Annotated in this window: 16 protein-coding genes; 10 read left to right on the forward strand and 6 right to left on the reverse strand. The window is 57.1% G+C overall.

All coding sequences use genetic code 11. From position 1 onward, the window contains the following. Positions 1-527: 527 nt before the first annotated feature. The 4 genes from GOW93_RS16160 (at position 528) to GOW93_RS16175 (ending at position 4,469) form a co-directional block, all read left to right on the forward strand. Complete coding sequence (locus tag GOW93_RS16160) at positions 528-1,334, forward strand: glycosyl transferase family 90 (RefSeq protein WP_170386599.1); 807 nt, start codon at positions 528-530, stop codon at positions 1,332-1,334. Between the two features lie 180 nt (positions 1,335-1,514). Continuing rightward, positions 1,515-2,036: a hypothetical protein gene (locus GOW93_RS16165; protein WP_174819129.1), complete on the forward strand. Its 522-nt coding sequence runs from the start codon at positions 1,515-1,517 to the stop codon at positions 2,034-2,036. A gap of 113 nt (positions 2,037-2,149) precedes the next feature. Then, complete coding sequence (locus GOW93_RS16170) at positions 2,150-2,881, forward strand: metallophosphoesterase family protein (protein WP_170386601.1); 732 nt, start codon at positions 2,150-2,152, stop codon at positions 2,879-2,881. A gap of 139 nt (positions 2,882-3,020) precedes the next feature. After that, positions 3,021-4,469 carry a mannose-1-phosphate guanylyltransferase/mannose-6-phosphate isomerase gene (locus tag GOW93_RS16175; protein ID WP_170386603.1) on the forward strand — a complete coding sequence of 483 codons (1,449 nt, stop codon included), beginning with the start codon at positions 3,021-3,023 and terminating at the stop codon, positions 4,467-4,469. Positions 4,470-4,576: 107 nt separating this feature from the next. On the opposite strand, the gene GOW93_RS16180 is transcribed toward GOW93_RS16175, so the two are convergent. The 4 genes from GOW93_RS16180 to GOW93_RS16195 all read right to left on the reverse strand — a co-directional run bounded on the left by GOW93_RS16180 (position 4,577) and on the right by GOW93_RS16195 (position 9,963). Beyond that, positions 4,577-5,743, reverse strand: a complete 1,167-nt coding sequence (locus tag GOW93_RS16180; RefSeq protein ID WP_170386606.1) for a nucleotide sugar dehydrogenase — start codon at positions 5,741-5,743, stop codon at positions 4,577-4,579. 122 nt (positions 5,744-5,865) lie between these two features. Beyond that, positions 5,866-7,281, reverse strand: coding sequence for a polysaccharide biosynthesis/export family protein (locus GOW93_RS16185; protein ID WP_170386609.1), 1,416 nt, complete (start codon positions 7,279-7,281; stop codon positions 5,866-5,868). Further along, positions 7,271-7,930, reverse strand: coding sequence for a YjbF family lipoprotein (locus tag GOW93_RS16190; protein WP_254443630.1), 660 nt, complete (start codon positions 7,928-7,930; stop codon positions 7,271-7,273). Before GOW93_RS16190 ends, GOW93_RS16185 begins: the two co-directional genes overlap by 11 nt. Then, entirely contained in the window at positions 7,909-9,963 is a 2,055-nt protein-coding gene (locus GOW93_RS16195) for a YjbH domain-containing protein (RefSeq protein ID WP_174819130.1), read from the reverse strand. Before GOW93_RS16195 ends, GOW93_RS16190 begins: the two co-directional genes overlap by 22 nt. A gap of 376 nt (positions 9,964-10,339) precedes the next feature. Between GOW93_RS16195 and GOW93_RS16200 the strand changes: the two genes are divergently transcribed. After that, positions 10,340-10,585: a hypothetical protein gene (locus GOW93_RS16200; protein WP_170386614.1), complete on the forward strand. Its 246-nt coding sequence runs from the start codon at positions 10,340-10,342 to the stop codon at positions 10,583-10,585. 72 nt (positions 10,586-10,657) lie between these two features. On the opposite strand, the gene GOW93_RS16205 is transcribed toward GOW93_RS16200, so the two are convergent. Together GOW93_RS16205 and GOW93_RS16210 are read right to left on the reverse strand one after the other, a co-directional pair. Next, positions 10,658-12,760: a GumC family protein gene (locus tag GOW93_RS16205; protein ID WP_254443633.1), complete on the reverse strand. Its 2,103-nt coding sequence runs from the start codon at positions 12,758-12,760 to the stop codon at positions 10,658-10,660. A 129-nt stretch (positions 12,761-12,889) separates the two neighbouring features. Continuing rightward, positions 12,890-13,576, reverse strand: coding sequence for a sugar transferase (locus GOW93_RS16210; protein ID WP_170386620.1), 687 nt, complete (start codon positions 13,574-13,576; stop codon positions 12,890-12,892). Positions 13,577-14,015: 439 nt separating this feature from the next. Between GOW93_RS16210 and GOW93_RS16215 the strand changes: the two genes are divergently transcribed. The 5 genes from GOW93_RS16215 (at position 14,016) to GOW93_RS16235 (ending at position 20,986) form a co-directional block, all read left to right on the forward strand. Continuing rightward, positions 14,016-15,596 carry an ABC transporter substrate-binding protein gene (locus tag GOW93_RS16215; RefSeq protein WP_170386623.1) on the forward strand — a complete coding sequence of 527 codons (1,581 nt, stop codon included), beginning with the start codon at positions 14,016-14,018 and terminating at the stop codon, positions 15,594-15,596. Between the two features lie 102 nt (positions 15,597-15,698). Beyond that, positions 15,699-17,264, forward strand: coding sequence for an ABC transporter substrate-binding protein (locus tag GOW93_RS16220; protein WP_170386626.1), 1,566 nt, complete (start codon positions 15,699-15,701; stop codon positions 17,262-17,264). Between the two features lie 83 nt (positions 17,265-17,347). After that, complete coding sequence (locus GOW93_RS16225; protein ID WP_170386629.1) at positions 17,348-18,325, forward strand: ABC transporter permease; 978 nt, start codon at positions 17,348-17,350, stop codon at positions 18,323-18,325. After that, the gene (locus GOW93_RS16230; RefSeq protein ID WP_170386631.1) at positions 18,322-19,272 is read left to right on the forward strand and encodes an ABC transporter permease; all 951 of its coding nucleotides are present in this window, start codon (positions 18,322-18,324) and stop codon (positions 19,270-19,272) included. Before GOW93_RS16225 ends, GOW93_RS16230 begins: the two co-directional genes overlap by 4 nt. 4 nt (positions 19,273-19,276) lie before the next feature. Further along, the gene (locus GOW93_RS16235) at positions 19,277-20,986 is read left to right on the forward strand and encodes an ABC transporter ATP-binding protein (RefSeq protein WP_170386634.1); all 1,710 of its coding nucleotides are present in this window, start codon (positions 19,277-19,279) and stop codon (positions 20,984-20,986) included. The last annotated feature ends 64 nt before the right edge of the window (positions 20,987-21,050 follow it).

A 21,050-nucleotide genomic window follows, 5' to 3' on the forward strand; every position in this document is an offset into this window, starting at 1 on the left:
GAGCAGCCCGGTAGCTCGTCAGGCTCATAACCTGAAGGTCAGAGGTTCAAATCCTACTCCCGCAACCAAAATAAACTATATAATATCAGATAGTTAGACCTGTAGCGCGCGGAGATTGCTGCGTTTGTAGTTCCAATACCCAGCGCTACTTCGGTGCTACCCGGTGCAACAAAAAACATGAACCCTAGAAGATTGGAAACTTGCCGTCATTGTACGCAAGTACTCGCTCAGGACAAAAACCAATGCGGTTGGCCCAAGGAAGAATGTTTACTTGCAATGCTCGAGTAGATCTCATGATCTGCCTAAGATTGACCAATTTCTTCGCTGTAAGTAATTGGGGCAAATAAAACTCAGTTTTACGGAAAACGGATGAAGCATCGCTGCAAAGTCAATTACTTAATGGAATGGTCGCGCCATGCGGATCGTCTCACCTATTGCGCGCGTGGCATTTTCCATTGGATGACGCCTTATGCTCTGTGCAGCCGGCAAACAGAAAACTGTTAAGGGACGTAAAGTCGCGGCCTGATTTGGACGACATTGAAGAACGTGTTGCCTATTACAACAAGTTGTCATTGCACTTTGGTGCCTCCGATGCCCCCCTTGTGTCAGAAATAGAGAGTGAACGAGGTCGATATTTTCTGGATCTCATTGAGCACGCGAAAGGTTTTGGCGCGGATCGTCGGCTGAACTATCTTTTCGGTGACATCAAACTGGTCCCACCCGTGCCGAAGATTGTCAAATCGAGACCGATCTCCGACTCCAATGAAAATTCCGTAGTCCTCAATCTGAACAAGAACAGGCATTTTTCGTGGACGCCCGACCCTATTCCATTTCGTGACAAAAAGCCGGCAGCAGTTTGGCGCGGGACGGCGCGAACAAAGGCTCGCCGAATTCTGGCGGATAAGTTTTATGATCACCCTGAATTCGGTATCGGCCACACGGGCAAAGAAGTTAGCGGTCGTCGGCCCAAGGGCGCTTTGACACATGGGCAGCAAAAGCAGTTCAAATATTTCATTTCTCTTGAGGGCAATGAAGTCGCCACGAACCTAACATGGGGTATGGCATCGAATATGTTGGTGATGTCGCCTCGGCTGCACTACGAAACTTGGTTCATGGAAGGGCGGTTACAACCGGACAAGCACTTTGTCTTGTTGCGCGACGATTTCAGCGATCTTGAAGACAAAGTTGCATATTATAATGACAACCCGGAAGCGGCAGAGGCCATAATATCCGAGGCCCATAGGTGGCTTGACCAATTCTCAGACCCATTGAAGGAGAGAATGATAGGTGCCAGAGTGCTGCAGAAGTATTTCCTCCTGTCCGGCCAGATTTGACGTACCAGATTGCCACCAAAGACATTAGAGATGTTCCGTGCGAGTTGGGACTAAGAAGATAAATAGAAACACCTTTAAATCGTAGGTTTATTCCCAATTTTCAACACAAGTAGCGCATAGCCGAGGCATTGCGGGTCCCCAAACCTAATCCAGACCATCACTGGATCTGGAGAATGGACTATGCCAACTTTCGTCAACTGTATTTTCAAAACACAAGTTAATGTTTGGAGCGTGCTTACCGGTTCGACCCATTGGTTTTTGGCTATCGTCTGGGTCTTAGCTGTATTGAGTTGGACGCTTTTTGTACCCTTACGCGCGGACGCTCAGCAGTTCTACATCATTGGCAACGACCGTGGTGGTTATTTGCATGATCGCCTAAACGAACTTGAGGAACTGAAGCGAAATGGTGTTCAGGTCGAAATTCGTGGGCGCGTCTGTTATTCCACTTGCACAATGTTTCTGGGGTTGCCCGAGACTTGTGTAAGTCCAGATACAATTTTTGGGTTTCACGGCCCGTCGCGCAGTGGCCGCCGCCTGAACGAAGAAGATTTTGATTACTTTAGTCAGATTATGGCCGACCACTACCCGGAACCTCTGAAAACTTGGTTCATGAAAAAAGCCCGCAATCGAATCAATGGCGTATTCAAGGTAAAAGGCAGCGAGCTAATACGAATGGGTGTGACCGCTTGCCAAACCGCCTGAGCCAGGTATTGCCCAGAGTTCAGCCCAAAGGTAACACTTGTTGAACTGACATCAGAACCGTACTGCGGACAACAGTTTGCATCGCGGCCAACTGAGCAGGAGACCAGCCTATTGTGTTTACCTCGCTTTTCAAACGTTTTCGGCAGCGCGGCTCTTTCCTGCCGCCGAACCCGGACAGTCCACTTTACGTAATCGGTGACGTTCACGGCTGCATATATCAACTGGAAAAGCTTTTGGCCTTGGCCCCGCAGGATCATCGCATTGTTTTGGTAGGTGACTATGTGGACCGAGGGGAGCATAGCGCAGAGGTATTGCGCCTGATTAGCGCGCGCTCTGATCTGACTTGCCTAAAAGGCAATCATGAAGAGATGATGCTGCGCTTTCTGAAAGACCCAAGGGAGCAGGGGGCCCGTTGGTTGCGCTATGGCGGGCTTCAAACTTTGGCATCGTTCGGCGTGCGCGGGGTCCGGGCCGAGATGGGCGGGGATGAGTTGACAGACTGTAGAGACAGAATCCAAGAGGCTATTGGTGACCCGTTGTGCGCATGGATGGAAGAGCTAAGCACTTGGGTCCTCTCCGGTAACATTCTTGTGGCACACGCTGCCGCCGATCCCGAGATTCCGGCTGACCAACAATCTGACGATACTCTTATCTGGGGCCATCCGTCGTTCCAATCCAAGGTCCGGCGCGATGGCGTGTGGGTCGTTCATGGCCATACAATCGTCGATACCGCCCGCGCGCGGCAGGGACGGATTTCCATTGATACCGGTGCTTTTGCAACAGGAGTAATGAGCGCGGTTTGCCTCGATGGAGCCGAACCCAGGTTTCTGACCGCACAAGCCTGAACTTCGTAGCCCGGTGCTGTCAGCTTTGATGTGGCGTGGTGGCGTGGCTTCGTTATTCTTGGTAAATCACCGCAATACCTTGCCACGGTACTTTGCTTTTAATAGGACTTTTCTAAATAGATCGGATGTCGAGCTTACTATGTTGATTACTCCCATTCTCCTGTGCGGAGGGTCTGGCACGCGTCTCTGGCCGTTATCCCGAAAGAGTTATCCCAAGCAATTTGTTCCCCTTGTTGGGGAGGAGACTCTTTTTCAGGCGTCTGCGCGTCGGTTGTCGGGCGGGTCTGATGGCTTAGACTTTGCGTCACCTGTGGTTCTGACCAATTCTGATTTTCGATTTATCGTAGTGGAACAGTTGCAAGCCGTTGGAACTGACCCCGGTGCCATTTTGATTGAGCCCGAAGGGCGCAACACTGCGCCTGCGATATTGGCAGCTGCGCTGCGCGTTGCGGCCAAGGACCCAGGCGCGATCCTTCTGGTTGCTCCTTCCGACCATGTTGTGCCTGATACAGCGGCTTTTCATGAGGCGATCGCCCGCGGGCTTGAGGCTGTGGCGCAAGGGCAATTGGTAACGTTCGGGATTACCCCGACACACCCGGAAACTGCTTATGGCTATCTTGAACTGACGCATGCGGCAGGTAAAGACAGCGCTCCTGTTCCGCTGAAACAATTTGTTGAAAAACCGGATTTGGCGCGGGCAACTGAGATGCTGGAGGCCGGAAATTTCAAGTGGAATGCGGGGATTTTCCTGTTCCGCGCCTCGGACATGATTGCCGCTTTCCAGGCACATGCACCCGCGCTGATAGCACCGGTAGAAGCGGCAGTTCAAACAGCCACGCCTGATCTGGGCTTTTTGCGTCTGAACCCGGAACCCTGGGCACAGGCCGAAGATATCTCGATCGACTATGCCGTTATGGAAAAGGCGACGAACCTATCGGTTGTTCCCTTTGATGCAGCTTGGTCCGATCTGGGCGGCTGGGATGCGGTCTGGCGCGAAAGCGGGCCGGATTCCGATGGCGTCGTGACCAGCGGCGGCGCGACAGCGATTGAGTGTCAGAATACGCTTTTGCGGTCGGACAGCGATCAGATGGAGCTTGTTGGGATCGGACTGGAAAACATTATCGCCGTGGCGATGAACGATGCCGTTTTGGTGGCGAATTCCACACGCGCGCAAGACGTCAAAAAGGCTGTGGCGGCGCTGAAGGCCAAGGGCGCCTCTCAGGCCACCGATTTCCCCAAAGATCACCGCCCATGGGGATGGTTCGAAAGTCTTGTGGTTGGTGACCGGTTCCAGGTGAAGCGCATCCAAGTTCATCCCGGTGCCTCGCTGAGCCTGCAGAGCCATGTGCACCGATCGGAACACTGGATCGTTGTTGAGGGCACGGCCCGTGTGACCATCGACGATCATCAACAATTGGTGACGGAAAACCAGTCGGTCTATATTCCCGTAGGGGCCACCCACCGGATGGAGAACCCCGGCAAGGTCCCGATGGTGTTGATCGAGGTTCAGACGGGCACGTATTTAGGCGAGGACGATATTGTTCGATATGAGGACAAATACGCACGTGGTCAGGGAGCCAAAGGCTGATAACCGGTGCAAGTATGAATAGACGTGCAACAAGGCCCCTGTTTGAAGGGGCCTTTTTTGATTTGGGCCGATGGCGTTTGCCGTGCGCAACTTTTGACAGGTTTGTTCTAATCTGCGCCGAACAGGTCTCGGGTAAAGACCTTGTCGCTTACATCCTTAATCTCGTCCGCCAGGCGGTTGGCAACAATCAGGTCAGCTTTCTGTTTGAAGGTTTCCAGATCGCGGATCACAGGTGAGTGGAAGAAGTGGTCCTCATTAAACACCGGCTCGTAGACGATGACCTGAATGCCCTTGGCCTTGATCCGTTTCATGATGCCCTGGATCGAGCTTTGGCGGAAATTGTCGCTGCCTTCCTTCATGACCAGCCTGTAGATGCCTACTGTTTTTGGTCCTCTCATCAAGATTTGATCGCTCAGGAAATCCTTGCGGGTGCGGTTGGCGTCGACGATGGCGCGGATCAGGTTTTGCGGTACGTGGCTGTAATTGGCCAACAGTTGCTTGGTGTCCTTGGGTAGGCAATAGCCACCATAGCCGAACGACGGGTTATTATAGTGGGCACCGATGCGCGGATCGAGGCTGACACCTTCGATGATCTGACGCGAATCCATGCCACCGGACAGCGAATAGCTGTCGAGCTCGTTGAAGAATGCCACCCGCATAGCGAGGTAGGTATTGGCGAACAGCTTGATTGCTTCGGCTTCATCCGTATCGGTGAACAACACCGGCACGTCCTTGTCCACGGCACCTTCCAACAGCAGATCAGCAAAGACCTTCGCCCGGTCCGAGCGTTCTCCGACGATAATCCGACTAGGGTGCAGGTTATCGTACAGCGCCTGCCCTTCGCGAAGGAATTCCGGAGAGAAGATGACATTTTCGGTTCCGAGACGCTTGCGCGCGTCGGCCACAAAGCCGACCGGAATGGTTGACTTGATGACGATCACAGCGTCGGGGTTCAGCGCAGTAGCTTGTTCAATCACCGCATCGACCGAGCTGGTATCAAAATAGTTGCTGCGCGGATCGTAATTTGTGGGGGTGGCCACGATCACGAAATCCGCGCCCTGAAATGCGGTCTCGGCATCGGTTGTAGCTTTCAGATCGAGTGTACGGTTGGCCAGGAAATCCTCGATCTCGGTATCCTGGATCGGGCTTTGGCGCTGGTTGATCAGGGCTACACGTTCCGCGGAAATGTCCAAGGCAACCACTTCGTGATTTTGTGCCAACAGGACCGCATTGGACAATCCCACATATCCGATCCCGGCTATCGCAATCTTCATATTACAGTTCCTTGTGTCTTCAGGGTCCGTGCATTCGGAGTGAACATAACCATGTTTTTGCAGACTGATAAGCTGCGTGTGACATCTTGGCCCTGCGCTAGGGCGGATTGAAATTGTTCGGTTCAGTTCACGGCAGCGTTGACCGGTGTTGTTATGAGGGATGGTGTGATTTGGCTGATGGTGCGGCCCCATCGTGTGACAGGGTTTTCCGCGATGAATATGATGTCGTTGTCGCGCAGTTCGAATTGTGCTGCAAGGGTGAGTTGCGCAGCATTGCGGGTGTCGAGGTGCCATGCGGTGACGGCTCCGAACTCGCGGGGGTCTTCTGAGGCACGCAGAACGTAGACCTCAGAGGCATCGCCGGTCTCTTTGGCGATACCGCCACCAGAGCCGTAGAGCGCATCGGCCAGGGTTGCATTTTGGTTGAAGGGCAAGGGGTAGCGGCCCTGGGTGCGGACCTCGCCCGACAGATAGACGTAGTCGCGGTCGATGGCGTCCAGTTCGATGGACTGGAGAAAGTTGTCGCGGCGCTCGTCCAGGTCGGCGCGGCGCAGGTTGATGGCAGTGTTCAGTTCCTGCAGCGCGGTCTGGCGGCCCTCCAGCACGGTCTCGCGCAGGGCGATCTGCTGGGCAAAGTAGCGCTCGGCGCGGTCGAGGTCATAGTCGCTGTCGACAAAGACCGAGTCATCGGCGATCAGGTTGAGGTTCTGCAGTTCGGTGCGGGCATAGAGGTCTTCCAGTGGGATCTGGTAGACGTTTCCTTTTCGGTAAATGCGCACTGATGTATTGTCGATATCACGGACCGAAACCGAGCCCGCCTCCGACAGCGCCTCGCCCAGGGTCAGCCGGGTCAGGGTGATGGGTTGCAAGCCGGGCCGACCGACGGCGCCGCCGACCGAGACGCGGCGGGAATTGAACTCGGCAATCTCGAGGCTGAAGGTGGGGTCTATCTGGTTCTCGACCAGGCGCTGGAACAGCTGCGCCTCGGCCTCATCGACGGTCAGATCAACTAGGCGGATGCGGCCGACATCGGGGATGTTGATGGATCCGTCATCCTGCACGGTATAGCCGTTGCGGCTGTTCTGCGCGGCCAGCAGGCCCGACAGCTCTCCGGTGGTGCCTTGGGTGGAGGGTGTTGACAGCACCAGCACATCGCCGATGCCGATAGTATAGGGGCCGGGATTGACCTGCGGCGGTGGGTCAAGCCGCAGCCCATCGCGCGATCCGTTCTGGGTAGACGGTGCCTCGGGCAAAGGGCCAGTGCCGCGCAAGCTGGCGGTGGAGCCGGAACCGCCCGACAGATCAAACACCGAGGGCAAGGTCTTGGGCGCATAAGGCGAGCGGTTGGCCACCATCACGGTTTCGGGCGTCACGGGCACGACGCGAACCTTGCCGGCATCCGACACGCCTGCGCTCACCGACGGGCTGCGATAGATGGTCGAGCATCCGGCGATCAGGCCGCTCAGGGCCAATGCACTCAGGAGAAGGGGAATATGGCGCACGCGCTGGCCTCCGCTGTTCAAAATCTTAACTCTCATCGGGCACCACCTTTATGACCATGTTGCCCAGGAAATCGCCGGTCCATTGCGAGGACTGGACGATGCGGCCGGTGCTGTCCTGCACCCAGTAAATGTTGGTGAACTGCTGGGCCAGCCCATAACAGTCTTCCTGCTGTTTTTGCGTGGCGACGGGGGTGCCCTGCAAAACAACGGTGTCGGGACCCAGCGGGGTGATCCGACATCTGTAGGCGTGCAGCTCGATCTCGTCATCACCGTTGAGAAAGCTGTGGAACCGCTCGGCGTAGCCCAAACCTCCGGTTAGGATCAGATCAACGCTCTGGCGCAGATCCGACCCGGACATGCCGCCGCCGAAGCCGATGGCCGAGGTCAGCATACCCCGCTCCATCGTGATGGTGGCCCCGTCCGCGGTCAGCCAGGTCTGTACACCGTCACGTTCTGTCTCCAGCAGCATGACACCGGCAAGATCGTGTTTGGGAAAGCCGACCTCAAGCCGAGGCGGGATCGGGCGGCGCGCAGCCAACGCCTCGGCGCGGGGGTGAAACCGGGGCGCGCTGGGAAACAGCGTGCCTTTCAGCAGATCGACATCTTCCTGCACTTCGCCGCAGGAGATCAGCAACAGGGCCAGCAGGGCGGTGCGCAGGGCCGTCATCGCCAGAACCTCCCCCAACCGCGGGACAGGTTCTGCGCCCGCGCCTCGCGGGTCACGCCGTAAAGCCGATTGCGCATGCTCAGCCGTGCGCCGCCGTCCCGCAGGACCGGGCGGATAGTTTGGGCGAGCTTGTTGCGCGACGGGCGCCCGGTCAGCCATGAGACGGGGATTTCCAGCCGGATGCCCTTGTCGAACGAGCCCTCACCGAATTCCTCGGAACTGACATTGGTCAAGGTGAAGAAAGCGCCGACCTTGAAGCCGTTGGTGAACTCGCGATCCAGCGCAAAGGTGGCGCCGTAGTCGCCGGCCAGATAGCGCCCGACATCGACCTGCGCGTGATACTCGCCGGGCAGATCGTAATAGGCCGAGGCGTGCCCGGTGGCGACAGTGTAATTCTGAAAGCCAAACAGCACGTCAAAGTCGCGCTGCGCCACGTAATTGGCCTCAACGCCAAGGGCCAGGCGGCTGTCGGTGGGATACCAGAGCAGCTCGGTCGAGAGCCCGCCGAACATGGTCTCGAGATAGCCCAGCGTGGTGCGGGCATAAAGATTGGTGCCGGGTCGCCACAGGTACTCGGCGGTCAGGTGCTCGATCCGCAGGTTGGATTCGCGGGCATAGATTGCCCAGTCCGAGCGCACATGCGGCAGCGGTGAATCCGAAACACGGGTGCTGTCATCCAGCGTGCTGAAGATCGGCAGCCGCAGGCCGGTGGACAGGGTAAAGCCGGGCGTCAGGGTGTAATCCAGCCCCAGCGCGGCCCCAACCTCGTACCGTAGCGGATCATCAGGGTCGAAGAACGAGAAGTTCAGATAGGGCCCGAACCGGTAGGAAAAATGCGGGAAGGCGTCGGTGAGGATGCCGCCATCGACCAGCGGAATGGTGTCCGAGACCTCGGCTCGGGCAAAGCTGCGCCAGGCATTGTCGGGATCGTGTTCCAGCTCATAGAGGTCGTCACGGTTGACGCGTACCGCGCTGAGCGGCACGCCGCGCGACATCAGCGCGATGTTGAACTGTTCGGTCTGCGGCGGTTCCTCGTTGGCCAGCACGCGGGCGGTGCGTCCCAGCGCCTGGGCGGCTTGGCCATAGCGGGTGTTCTCGACCCCGACCTGAACAGTGTCGCTGCTGTCCGACAGGTAGACCAGCCGCAGCCCTTCCTGATCTAGCGCGCGCTGCAACCGGCCGCGGATGTCGCTTTGGGTGCGGTCCGCGGCGGCGGCAACCTGCGATCTGGGCCGCAGTGGCGGCGGCGCGGCGCCCTGCCCACCGGGGGTCACCGCTTTGCGCGGGTTGATGAAATAGCTGAAAGTCAGCCCCAGCGTGGTGCCATAGAGGTAGGATGTGGTTAGCTGCGTGCCGTTCTTGAACCGGTATTGTACCCCGAAATTGATCGGCGAGTGGATGTCGAATCCGATATTGTCGCCTTCGGCGGTGTAGAGATCGGGGGAATACTCGGCCAGAAATGTCAGCCGGTCGTTTTGCTGCCAGCTGGCGCCGCCGAACAGGGCTGCGTCACCGCGAAACCAGTTGCCGAAATCCAGCTGGCCGGTTTCCCCGTCATTCGAGGAAGGCCGGGTCTCGAAACGGTCGCCGAAGATGCCCAGCGGGTTCGCAAACGCGCCGCGTCCGGCCATGCGTCCCCAGCCGATGCCGCCGGTCAGTTTGAACCGGTCGTGAAAGGTCTTTGTGGCCACGAAATACTCTGCGGCATAGACGCCGGTGCCGCCGAAATCGCGCAGCCCCATCACGATGGCCGGGCCGTGTTTGCTTTCTTCGCGCAACCGGAAATGGAAGTCGAAGCTGCGGTCGTAGCGGTCGCCGACCGCACCGTCGAACCCCTTGATATAGGCATAGCGGAAACTGCCAAGCGCCCAGGGCAGCATCTGGAAGGTCATGGTGCCTCGCGCGGTGTCCCGGAATCCTGCGGCAGTGAAGGCCAGGGTACCATCCTCGAACATCTCGGCGGTTGGGATCTCGAGCAGACCAGGCGTGCCATAAGTTGAGACTGACTGCGCCTCTGCGATGCCTGCCGCCCCCGCGCATACCAGTGCCAATAGATTGTTCCGCCGGGCTGTTGCTGCTCGATTTTTCACGTCATTTATCGCTTCCTGCCTTGCGCCTGACTAGCGGCTTTTGCGGAAGACATCTTGTTCCAAATCACCACCGATAAATGTTCTGAATAGGTGTGGCACTTGTGCAATCTAAGCGGGTATCGTTTTCAATTTTTTTGCTTATTTATTGGCAGCATAGTGCGTTAAGAATGGTCCGTAACAAGGTTGAGTGAATTGATATCTTGCGAGAGATACTATTTTTCAAATAACTGAATTAACGTGATTTTAAAAGAAAACTTCAAATCTCTCACCGATGTGGCATTCTCAGATTCGGATGGGATAGATAGAGTTCAGCAACTCTAGTTATAGGAGATTAACGATGATCAGAACGACCCTTTTGATGCTTGTCGTTTCAACCAGCAGCGTGTCCGCGCAGAGCGTTGCCGAAAATGCGACCGCGACACAGGGTAACGGGGGCGCGGCGGAGGAGGCAGCAGCAGCCGGTGTGACCGGGTTTGTTCCGCTCGTGGCCCCGGCGCTTGGTGTGGTTGCAGCCGCCGCAGGTGTGGCCATTGCTGGCGGCGGTGGTGGCGATGCCACCAACAGCACGGTCAGCACCAACTAGGCCTCGGGCTTTGAACCCCAAAAGAAAAAGCGCGCCATTCAGGCGCCCTTTCTTCTGCACCGATGCTCGTATTTAATTGGTGTAATAGCTGCTTGCGTAAATGCCGTAGGAATAGCCGTAATGTTCGGCGCTGCGGGGGTTGATCTGGCCCAGAATAAGGCCGGTAAAGCGCTGGTTGTCGGTATGGAACAGGCGCATGGTCTCGGCAACATCCTGTTCGGACGTGCCGTTCCACTTGGTCGTCAGCAACACCGCATCCGCGCTGCGCGCGATCAGGCGCGCGTCAGACACCAGCAGGGTTGGCGGCGTGTCGATAAGGATGATGTCGTAGATTTGGCGCATGTCTTCCAGAAATTGCCGGAACCGATCCGAGGCGAACAGATCCGCCGCATTGGCCGAGGTCTTCTCGCCAACCATAACGTCACAACCCAGCAGCGGTTCTTGAAAGATGGCGTCCTGCGCCGCTAGCTCTCCGGAAAGAACCGACACGATCCCTTTTTGCGGCACGTCCTGCAGCTGCGCTGTCATGGTCAAGCGCCGGATATCACCCTCGACCAACAGGACCCGCTTGCCGATTCCAACAAAGTTCTGCGCCAGTGCCAATGTGTTCGTGGTTTTACCCTCACCCGGCAAGGATGACGTGATCACCACGACCTGCGGCGGGTGGTCCACATTGGACAGCATCAGCGAGGTGCGCAGGTTGCGCACCGCCTCAGCGGTGGCCGAAGAGGGCTTGTCGGCGAGATACTCCAGAACCTTGCGGTGCCCGCGGCCTGGAAATATCGGGATCTGACCCAGAACGCTGTAGCCGGTTTTGCGCTCCAGTTCCTGCGCGGACCGAAAACCTTTATTTCGTGCCTCGATCAACAGCACGATCGCCGCGCCCAGCAAAACGCCCAGAATGGCCGAAACTGCGAGGATCAGGGACTTTTTTGGCTCGGACGGGATGCTGGGGATCACTGCACGCGACAATTGTCGGCTGTCGGCTTTCTGAATGCCTTCCTGCGCCGATGTTTCTTTCAGTCGGGCCAGGAAATACTCATACAGCAACCGCACCGCTTCGGCCTCGCGTGCAAGTTGCTGCAGTGTGATCAGGTCTGCACTTTGCTGCGCGATCTGCTGGCGCAGTTCTTCGGCAGAGTGCGTCAAGGCCTGAACCTGTTGCGCCGCCCGCTGGGCTTCAATTTCTTTGTGCGCCGTCAGGCGCTGAAAGGCGGCGTCAAAGGCGGCTACGCCACCGCCGGTGTTTTCGATCCTTGCGAAAAGGCGGTGCAATTGCGGGTCCTGGCTGACCTCGGCCTGCGCCGCGCGGCTATCGGCCATGCTAAGGGCGTCAAACCGTGCCTGTGCCGTTGCGCGGTTCGTCTCGGCCGCCACGCGGCGTTCGCGCAGATCCTTCAGCTGAACCTCCTGCACTTGCAGAGCTTCAGGAGAGATCAAGGCCGTTTTCGAGTTGAACTCATTGATCTTCGCCTCGGCGGCTTCCAGTTCGATCTGCAGCTCGGCAACCCGGTCGGTCAACCAAGCAGTCGCCTGTTCGGTTGCTTCGAATTTCACTTCGATCTGGTTCAGGACGTACAGTTCGACAATGGTGTCCGCGATCTGGGCCGATTTTTGCGCCGCTTCTGTCTCGACCGTCACAGTGAACACCAGGCTCTGCGGTATGTTGCGCACCGATATCTTCCGCAGCAGGGCAGAGATCACATCGTCACGGGTCAGCTGTTTGGTCAGCGCCTCGGGCGCTGGTTCAGTGCTGGTCTGAATCCCGAACAGAGATTGAACAAACTGCTTTGTCCCGCTGAGCGCTGAGGCTGGCTGAAGCGCGGCGTTGAACTCCGGATCGGATACCAGATCCAGCCGGTCTACAACCTTGCCCATCAGGCCGCGAGATTTTAGTACCTCCAGCTCGGAATAGACTTCCGCCGTATCGCCAGCCAGACCGCCAACCACGCTTTGCAGATTCACAACGCTGGACTGATCAGTTTCCAGCATGACCACAGCGGTGGATTTGTACAACGGCACCGCGGCAACAAAGGCGTAATATGCCCCGAACACAATCGCCACGGCGGTGGACAATGCAATGATCCACTTGCCGCGCCACAAAGTATCCAGCAGCGCGACCAGATCAACCGCGTCGCCTTCGGGGGTGTCTGAGGTCGTTGGCCGCGCCGTCATCAACGGCGCTGTGTGTATCGGAGATTGCTTCATAGCGAGCTTAAGATTCCAAATGTTCAGCACACGCATAACGCGTGTAATTTCGTTCTATACAGTCCCCATAATCGAGAAAAAAGAGCCGCAAATCCGCTACCGCCCCGTTCGCAAAACCAATATGTGAAACGTGCGAACAATGATCTTAAGGTCCATGACAAAGTTGCGTTGGGTAAGATAGTCGACATCCATTGCTACCCGTTCGCCATAGGTGACTTCGTTGCGCCCCGAGACCTGCCACAATCCGGTGATCCCCGGTTTTTGCACCAGATAGGCTGACGCTGAACTGCCGTATTTGACCAGTTCTGTGGCTACAACAGGGCGCGGTCCGACAAAGCTCATCTCACCCTTCAGCACGTTCCAGATTTGCGGAAGTTCGTCCAAGCTGGTCTCGCGCAATAGACGACCTAGTTGGTTGATCCTGGGATCGTGGATCAGCTTGTGATCGCGGTCCCATTCCGCCGCTGCCTCGGGGTGGGCGTCCAGATAACTTTGCAATCGCGACTCGGCATCTACGACCATGCTGCGAATCTTCCAACATTTAAATGGTTTAGCGTCTTTCCCCACACGGGTATGGCCAAAAAATCCCGGCCCCCCATCCTGACGTACGAGGCACCACAAAACCAAAACTACTGGTATCACAGCAGGCAACAGCAGAATCGCGAGGACAATGTCAAAAACGCGCTTTCCCGCTCGGGAATACAGGCCAAAGGGCTCTGCTATTTCGCTAGACGTTTTCGTTGAACTGTTTTTTAAAGTTATGGAGGAAGTGAAATCCAACATCAGAAGTATCCAGCAACCTCACCGCAACTGTACTTGGAAGAAGTACTTCAGCGGGACATCGGATATGCTCCAATCGTAAACAAAAGCTTAAGATCGAAAGTGACTCTTCGGATAGGTTGCTCCGCACCTCTGCAACTGCTGTTCTGTAATCGCATTCGCGTAAGGCGCTTAAATTTCTTCAATTTGCAAATTACACCTATAGGTAGATCAGTGATAAGCGGCTGAAGGGTTGAGTTTCGAAGGAAGCGGATGAAGTTTCGACCGACGCCACCTTACGTCTGTCCCATGGCGAATTGCCTAACTTGCCCTTAGGTCGTCGCGCCCGTTCACAATCTAGTGTTGCAACGATCAAAATGATCTGGATGATCGGATGCACCACGGTCGCAGCACGCGGTCAGCCGTCGCAATGACGGCGCTAACAATAATTGGGGAGAAATAAATGAAGCTAAGAAATCTGATGATTGCCGCCAGTGCGACGGCACTGATGGCGGCTGGCGCATCGGCTGAAACCCTGCGCTGGGCGCGGGCTGGTGATGCGCTGACACTGGATCCGCACTCGCAAAACGAAGGTCCGTCACACACCATTCGCCACCAGATGTACGAACCGCTGATCATCCGCGACGTGACCGGCGCGTTTGAGCCTGCACTGGCGACCGAGTGGGGTCCCAAGGCCGACGATCCGAACGTTTGGGTTTTCAAACTGCGTGAGGGCGTAAAGTTCCACGACGGTGCGGATTTCAACGCCGAAGACGTGGTGTTCAGCTTTGAGCGCGCCAAGCAGCCGAATTCCGACATGAAAGAGCTGATCGGTTCGATCACCGAAGTGCGTGCGGTTGACGATTACACCGTCGAGATTGTCACGGATGGTCCGAACCCGATCCTGCCGTCGAACCTGACCAACCTGTTCATTCTGGACAAGGGTTGGGCCGAGGCGAATGACACAGTCAATGTTCAGGATTTCGAAGGCGGCGAAATCACCTATGCCACCACCAATGCCAACGGTACGGGGCCCTATATCCTTCAAAGCCGCGAGCCTGACGTCAAGACGGTGATGGTGCGCAACGACAATTATTGGGGCATTGACCAGTTCCCGATGGAAGTGACCGAGATTGTCTATACCCCGATCCAGAACGCTGCGACCCGCGTGGCCGCGATGCTGTCGGGTGAGGTGAACTTCCTGCAGGATATGCCAGTGCAGGACATTGAACGCGTCAATGGTGCCGATGGTCTGATGGTTAAGCAGGCTCCGCAGAACCGCGTGATCTTCTTTGGTATGAATCAGGGGGCTGATGACATCGAAGCGGACAACGTTGATGGCAAGAACCCTCTGGCTGATGTGCGTGTGCGTCAGGCGATGTCGATGGCGATCAACCGTGATGCGATCAAGCAGATCGTGATGCGCGGCCAGTCGCAGCCTGCAGGCATGATCGCTCCGCCCTTCGTGAACGGCTGGACCGCTGAGATGGATGGTGAGTCCTCCACCGATCTCGAAAAGGCCAAGGAACTGATGGCCGAGGCAGGTTACGGCGATGGCTTCTCGCTTCGGCTAGACTGCCCGAATGATCGCTACATCAACGACGAAGCGATCTGTCAGGCGGCCGTTGGTATGCTGGGCCAGATTGGCGTGACTGTAAATCTGGACGCCAAGCCCAAGGCGCAGCACTTCCCGCTGATCACCGATGGCAAGACAGACTTCTACATGCTGGGTTGGGGTGTGCCGACATATGACTCGGAATACATTTTCAACTTCCTTGTGCATGGGCGCGAGGACGATATCGGCACATGGAACGGCACCGGCTATCAGGACGATGCGCTGGACGAAAAGATCAAATCGCTTGCCTCGAATACCGATCTTGATGCTCGGAATGCCGACATCGCCGATATCTGGCGTGTGGTGCAGGACGAAGCGCTTTACATCCCCATTCACCACCAGGTTCTGAATTGGGGCATGGCCGAAGGTGTGGGCATCGAAGTGGATGCCGAAGACCAGCCCAAGGTCAAATACTTCACGATGAACTGAAGTAACTAGTTCAGTGACTTGGCAGGGCGCGATCTTCACGCCCTGCCTTTTGCGTTATCCTTCAACACCGCCCCTGTGCGGGACACTCACGGAGATTTCGCCATGATCCTTAGAAACAGTGCCATTGGTCTGGCAATGTTGGCTGCAACCAGCGTACTTGCCGCCGAGTTCAAATGGGCCTCGACCACCGATCCGCAGACGATGGACCCGCACGCAGTTAACTCGGCCCCGGTTCTGGGTTTTCTCAATAACGTCTACGAAGGGCTTGTCCGCCGCGACAAACACATGCAGGTCGAACCAGCACTGGCGGTCAGTTGGGAGCCGATCGGCGATGGTGAAGGCTGGCGTTTCAACCTGCGTGAAGGCGTAACCTTCCATGATGGCAGCACATTTGACTCTCAGGACGTACTGTTCAGCTACCAGCGCGCCTCGGGCGAGGCCGCCGATACCCGCAGCTGGTTCGCACCGATCAGCGAGGTGATCGTGGTCGATGACTACACGGTCGACTTTATGACCACCGCGCCGAACCCTCTGTTTCCGTCGTCCATCGCCAACTGGATGATCATGGATCAGGGCTGGGCTGAGGCCAATGATGCCGTCGTTCCGGACAAAGAGGCCGGTAATTACGCCACGCTGAATGCCAACGGCACTGGCGCATTCAAAATCACAGCGCGTGAGCCCGGTTTGCGCACGGTTGTGGAGCCATTTAACGACTGGTGGGGTGAACCAGAACACAACATTACCCGCGCTGAGTTTACGCCGATTCAGAACCCGGCTACCGCCGTCGCGGCGCTGTTGTCCGGCGATGTTGACATGATCAACCCGGTGCCGATTCAGGACGTGGCGCGCCTGCAAGGCAACGATGAGGTGGATGTCATTCAGGGGATCGAGGCGCGCGTTATCATGCTGGGGTTTGATCATCAGGCGGAAACGCTGAAATACACTGATGATGCGGGTAAACCCAACCCGTTCCGCGATCCGCGCGTGCGCAAAGCCGTGGCGCAGGCGGTCAATGTTGATGCCATTCTTGCCACTATCATGCGCGGCAATGCCGAGGCGGCCTCGCAATTGGTCAGCCCTGCAATGAGCGGCTATTCCTCGGCCCATGCTGATCGCCCAGCCTACGATGTCGAGGCCGCCAAGGCATTGTTGGCTGAAGCGGGGTATGCAGACGGCTTTTCCTTCGGATTGAAATGTCCAAATGACCGCTATCTGAATGATGAGGCCGTCTGTCAGGCTGTGGTTTCTATGTTGGCCCAGGTCGGTATCACGGCCGAATTGGACGCCATGCCCGTGCGCAATTACTGGCCCGAACTGCGCGAGGACAATTACGACATGTACTTGTTGGGCTGGAGCCCCGGCACATTCGATGCTGAACATCCGGTGCGGTTCCTTGTGGCGACACCCAATGAGGAAAAGAAACTGGGCAGCTGGAATTTCGGTGGCTTCTCGAATGCGCGGGTGGATGAGTTGTTGCCGGTGATCCAGTCGGAATTGGATGAGGCCAAACGTCAGGCCATGCTGGACGAGGTCACGCAGATCATTCAGGACGAGCAGGTCTATGTACCGCTCTACGTGCAGCCCTTGGTCTGGGGTGCGCGCAGCAATGTCGATCTGACGCAGCGCCCGGACAACTTCTTTCTGCTGCGCTGGGTAACGGTGAACTGATGGAACGTCGCGTCTGTCTGTTAGCGATACCTTGACCATCTGGTCAAAGCCAGCCTAGAGAGACCGATCAACGAGGGAAACGAATGTTCGCATATATCGTCCGAAGGATGTTCCAATCCGTGATCGTGTTGCTGGTCGTGGGTCTGGTCGCATTTTCGATGTTCCGTTTTGTCGGCGATCCGATCGACAACATGCTGGGGCAGGAACGCACACAGGCCGACATTGACCGGCTGCGCGGTGAGCTTGGATTGGATAAGCCTTTCCCGGTTCAGTACTTCAAGTTCTTGCAAGGCGCAGTGCAGGGCAATTTCGGCGTTTCGTATCGCCAAGGGCGCCCGGTCTCAACGATTATTGCCGAACGCGCGCCCGCAACGCTGGAACTGGCCTTTGTCTCGGGCTTTCTGGCCATAACCATGGGTATCGCGCTGGGTGTGTTTACGGCTATCCGGCGACGAGGGGTCGCGGCGAACATCATCATGACCGTGTCGCTAATTGGGGTGTCGCTGCCAACGTTCCTGATCGGGATATTGCTGATCTACATTTTTTCGGTCGAACTGGACCTTCTCCCCAGCTTCGGGAGGGGTGAAACCGTTATGCTTGGCAATTGGTCAACAGGCTTCCTGACGGCCTCGGGGCTGAAGGCGCTGATCCTTCCGGCGATCACGCTGGGCCTGTATCAGATGACGCTGATCATGCGGTTGGTGCGGTCGGAAATGCTTGAGGTGCTGCGCGCCGATTACGTCCGGTTCGCCCGCGCCCGAGGGTTGTCAGACCGGGTGATCAATTTCCGCCACGCGCTGAAAAACACTCTGGTGCCGGTGATCACCATTACCGGTTTGCAACTGGGCTCGATCATCGCTTTTGCCATCATCACCGAGACGGTGTTCCAGTGGCCGGGCGTCGGTCTGTTGTTCATCAACGCGATCCAGTTTGTCGATATCCCTGTTATGGCCGCCTATCTGATGCTGATCTCGGTCATGTTCGTGTCGATCAACCTGATTGTCGATCTTCTTTACTATGCCATTGACCCGCGCCTGCGTGTCGACGCGAGGGCCACATGACCGATATTCTCGATACTCCAAAAGCCCCCGAAAAATCGCGGTTCGCCAAGTTCTGGGACAGCGACTTTGCATGGTCCTTCCGGCACTCGCCAGTGGCGATCATCGCGACTCTGGTCGTGGCCATTCTGGTGCTGTCTGCGATCTTTGCGCCGCTCATTGCGCCCTATAACCCGTTCGACCCGGCCTCGCTGAACCTGATGAACGGATTTACGCCTCCGGGCACACCCAACGCCTTCACGCAGGAAACCTTCCTTCTGGGCACCGACGATCAGGGGCGTGACGTGTTTTCAACCATCCTTTACGGGATGCGGATTTCCCTGTTCGTGGGGGCCGCGGCGGTGCTGCTGGCTTTGATCATCGGCATCGTCCTTGGGTTGGTCGCGGCTTATTTCGGCGGCTGGATCGAGACGGTGATCATGCGGGTTGCCGATGTGCAGCTGACCTTCCCGGCTATTCTGGTCGCCATGCTGATCTTTGGCATCGCAAAGGGCGTCACCCCGCCCGAATACCGCGATGAGATGGCGATCTACGTCCTGATTGTCGCCATTGCGCTGTCCGACTGGGTTCAATTTGCCCGTGTGGTTCGCGGCGCGGCGCTGGTTGAGAAGAACAAAGAATACGTCCAGGCCGCCCGCCTGATCGGGCGCGGGTCGTTCCCGATCATGTTCCGCCACATCCTGCCCAACGTCCTCAGCCCGGTTCTGGTCATCGCCACGATCTCATTGGCACTAGCGATCATTGCCGAGGCGACGCTGAGCTTCCTTGGCGTGGGCGCACCCCCGACCCAGCCCTCGCTGGGTACGCTGATCCGCATCGGGCAGGGTTTCCTGTTCTCGGGTGAGTGGTGGATTCTGTTCTTCCCGGCCTGCACTCTGTTGGCGCTGGCCCTGTCTGTTAACCTGCTGGGCGACTGGCTGCGCGATGCGCTGAACCCCAAGCTGCGGTGATTTCATGAGCCTTCTGACGATCAATGACCTGACGGTCGAATTCCCCACCCGCCGCAAACTGTTCACCGCTGTGGATCATGTGGACCTGTCGGTTGAGCCGGGTGAAATCCACGGGTTGGTGGGCGAATCCGGTGCCGGTAAATCCACCATCGGTGCCGCGATCATGGGGCTGCTGGACCGCCCCGGCCGGATTGCCAGCGGTATGATCAAACTCAGCGGTGATCAAATCAGCGGTCTGGATGCCGAAGCGATGCGTGGTCTGCGCGGCAAGAAAATCTCGATGATCTTTCAGGATCCGCTGACCTCGCTGAACCCGCTGTTCACAGTGCGCGAGCAACTGGTCGAGACCATTCAGGCGCATTTGGGTGGGTCGGACGCCGAGGCGAACAAACGTGCCCGCGACCTGATCGATCGGGTAGGGATTCCCGATCCCGACACGCGGCTGGATCAGTACCCGCACCAGTTCTCGGGCGGGATGCGGCAGCGGGTAGTGATCGCGTTGGCATTGTGTACCGAGCCCGACGTGATCATCGCGGATGAGCCAACCACGGCGTTGGATGTGTCGGTTCAGGCGCAGATTCTGGACCTGATCAAGGAATTGGCGACCGAACGACAGGTGGGCGTCATCCTAATCACCCACGACATGGGGGTAATCGCCGACACCACCGACAAGGTGACGGTGATGTATGCGGGTAAGGTGGTCGAAACCGGCCCGACCGCGCAGGTCATGGGCCAGCCCAGCCATGAATACACCAAGTCGCTGATCGCCGCCGTACCGCGCCCGACGCTAAAGCTGCACCGCTTTCCGCAGATCAGCTATGGCGGGCGCGAGACGCGCTTTGCGATCGAGGACATGGCGCGGCACTGGCCCAAGGTTGACAACGACACCAGCAAGCCCGTGTTCGAAATCCGCAACCTGACCAAGAAATTCCTGCAAAAGCGCGGGCTTCTGCCGTGGGACCGCACATATTTCACAGCTGTTGACGATGTCAGCTTTGATATCCGCGCAGGCGAGGTGTTTGGCGTCGTGGGCGAATCCGGTTCGGGCAAGTCAACCGTCGCACGGATGATTGCGGGGCTGTACCCGGTCGATGGCGGCAGCATCACGTTTCAGGGGCAGGTGGTCAGCGATCTGACCAACAAGGCCGCGCAGGATGCCTATCGCAAGAACATCCAGATGATCTTTCAGGACCCGTATTCCTCGCTCAACCCCCGAATGCGGGTGGACGATATCGTGGCCGAGCCAATCCGACATCACCGGCTGATGGAGGGTGCTGATATCAAGCGCCGCGTTGATGAGCTGTTGGATCAGGTCGGGCTGGGCCATGAAGCCGGAATGAAATACCCGCATGAATTCTCGGGCGGGCAGCGTCAGCGCATTTCGATAGCTCGTGCTTTGGCGACGCAGCCGCGGTTTCTGATCTGTGACGAGCCGACCAGCGCGCTGGATGTGTCCATTCAGGCGCAGATTCTGAACATCCTGAAGGACCTGCAGGAACATTTGGGCCTGACTCTGCTGTTTATCAGCCACGATCTGCCGGTGGTGCGCCAGATGTGTGACCGTGTCGCAGTGATGAAGCAGGGCAAGGTGGTCGAGTTGCAGGACACCAACGACCTGTTTGCCAACCCGCAAACGGATTACGCGCGTGAATTGCTGCGGTTGATGCCCAAGCTGGATGATCTGTCGACCGAAGGGTTGAGCCCCGAGATTTGATGCCGCAATTTCGGGCATTTGCGCGAACATAAGTATTAATTTTGTTAAGCATTGCAGACTCATG

It is taken from the genome of Ruegeria atlantica, from assembly GCF_013032455.1.
Classification (GTDB): Bacteria; Pseudomonadota; Alphaproteobacteria; order Rhodobacterales; family Rhodobacteraceae; genus Ruegeria; species Ruegeria atlantica_B.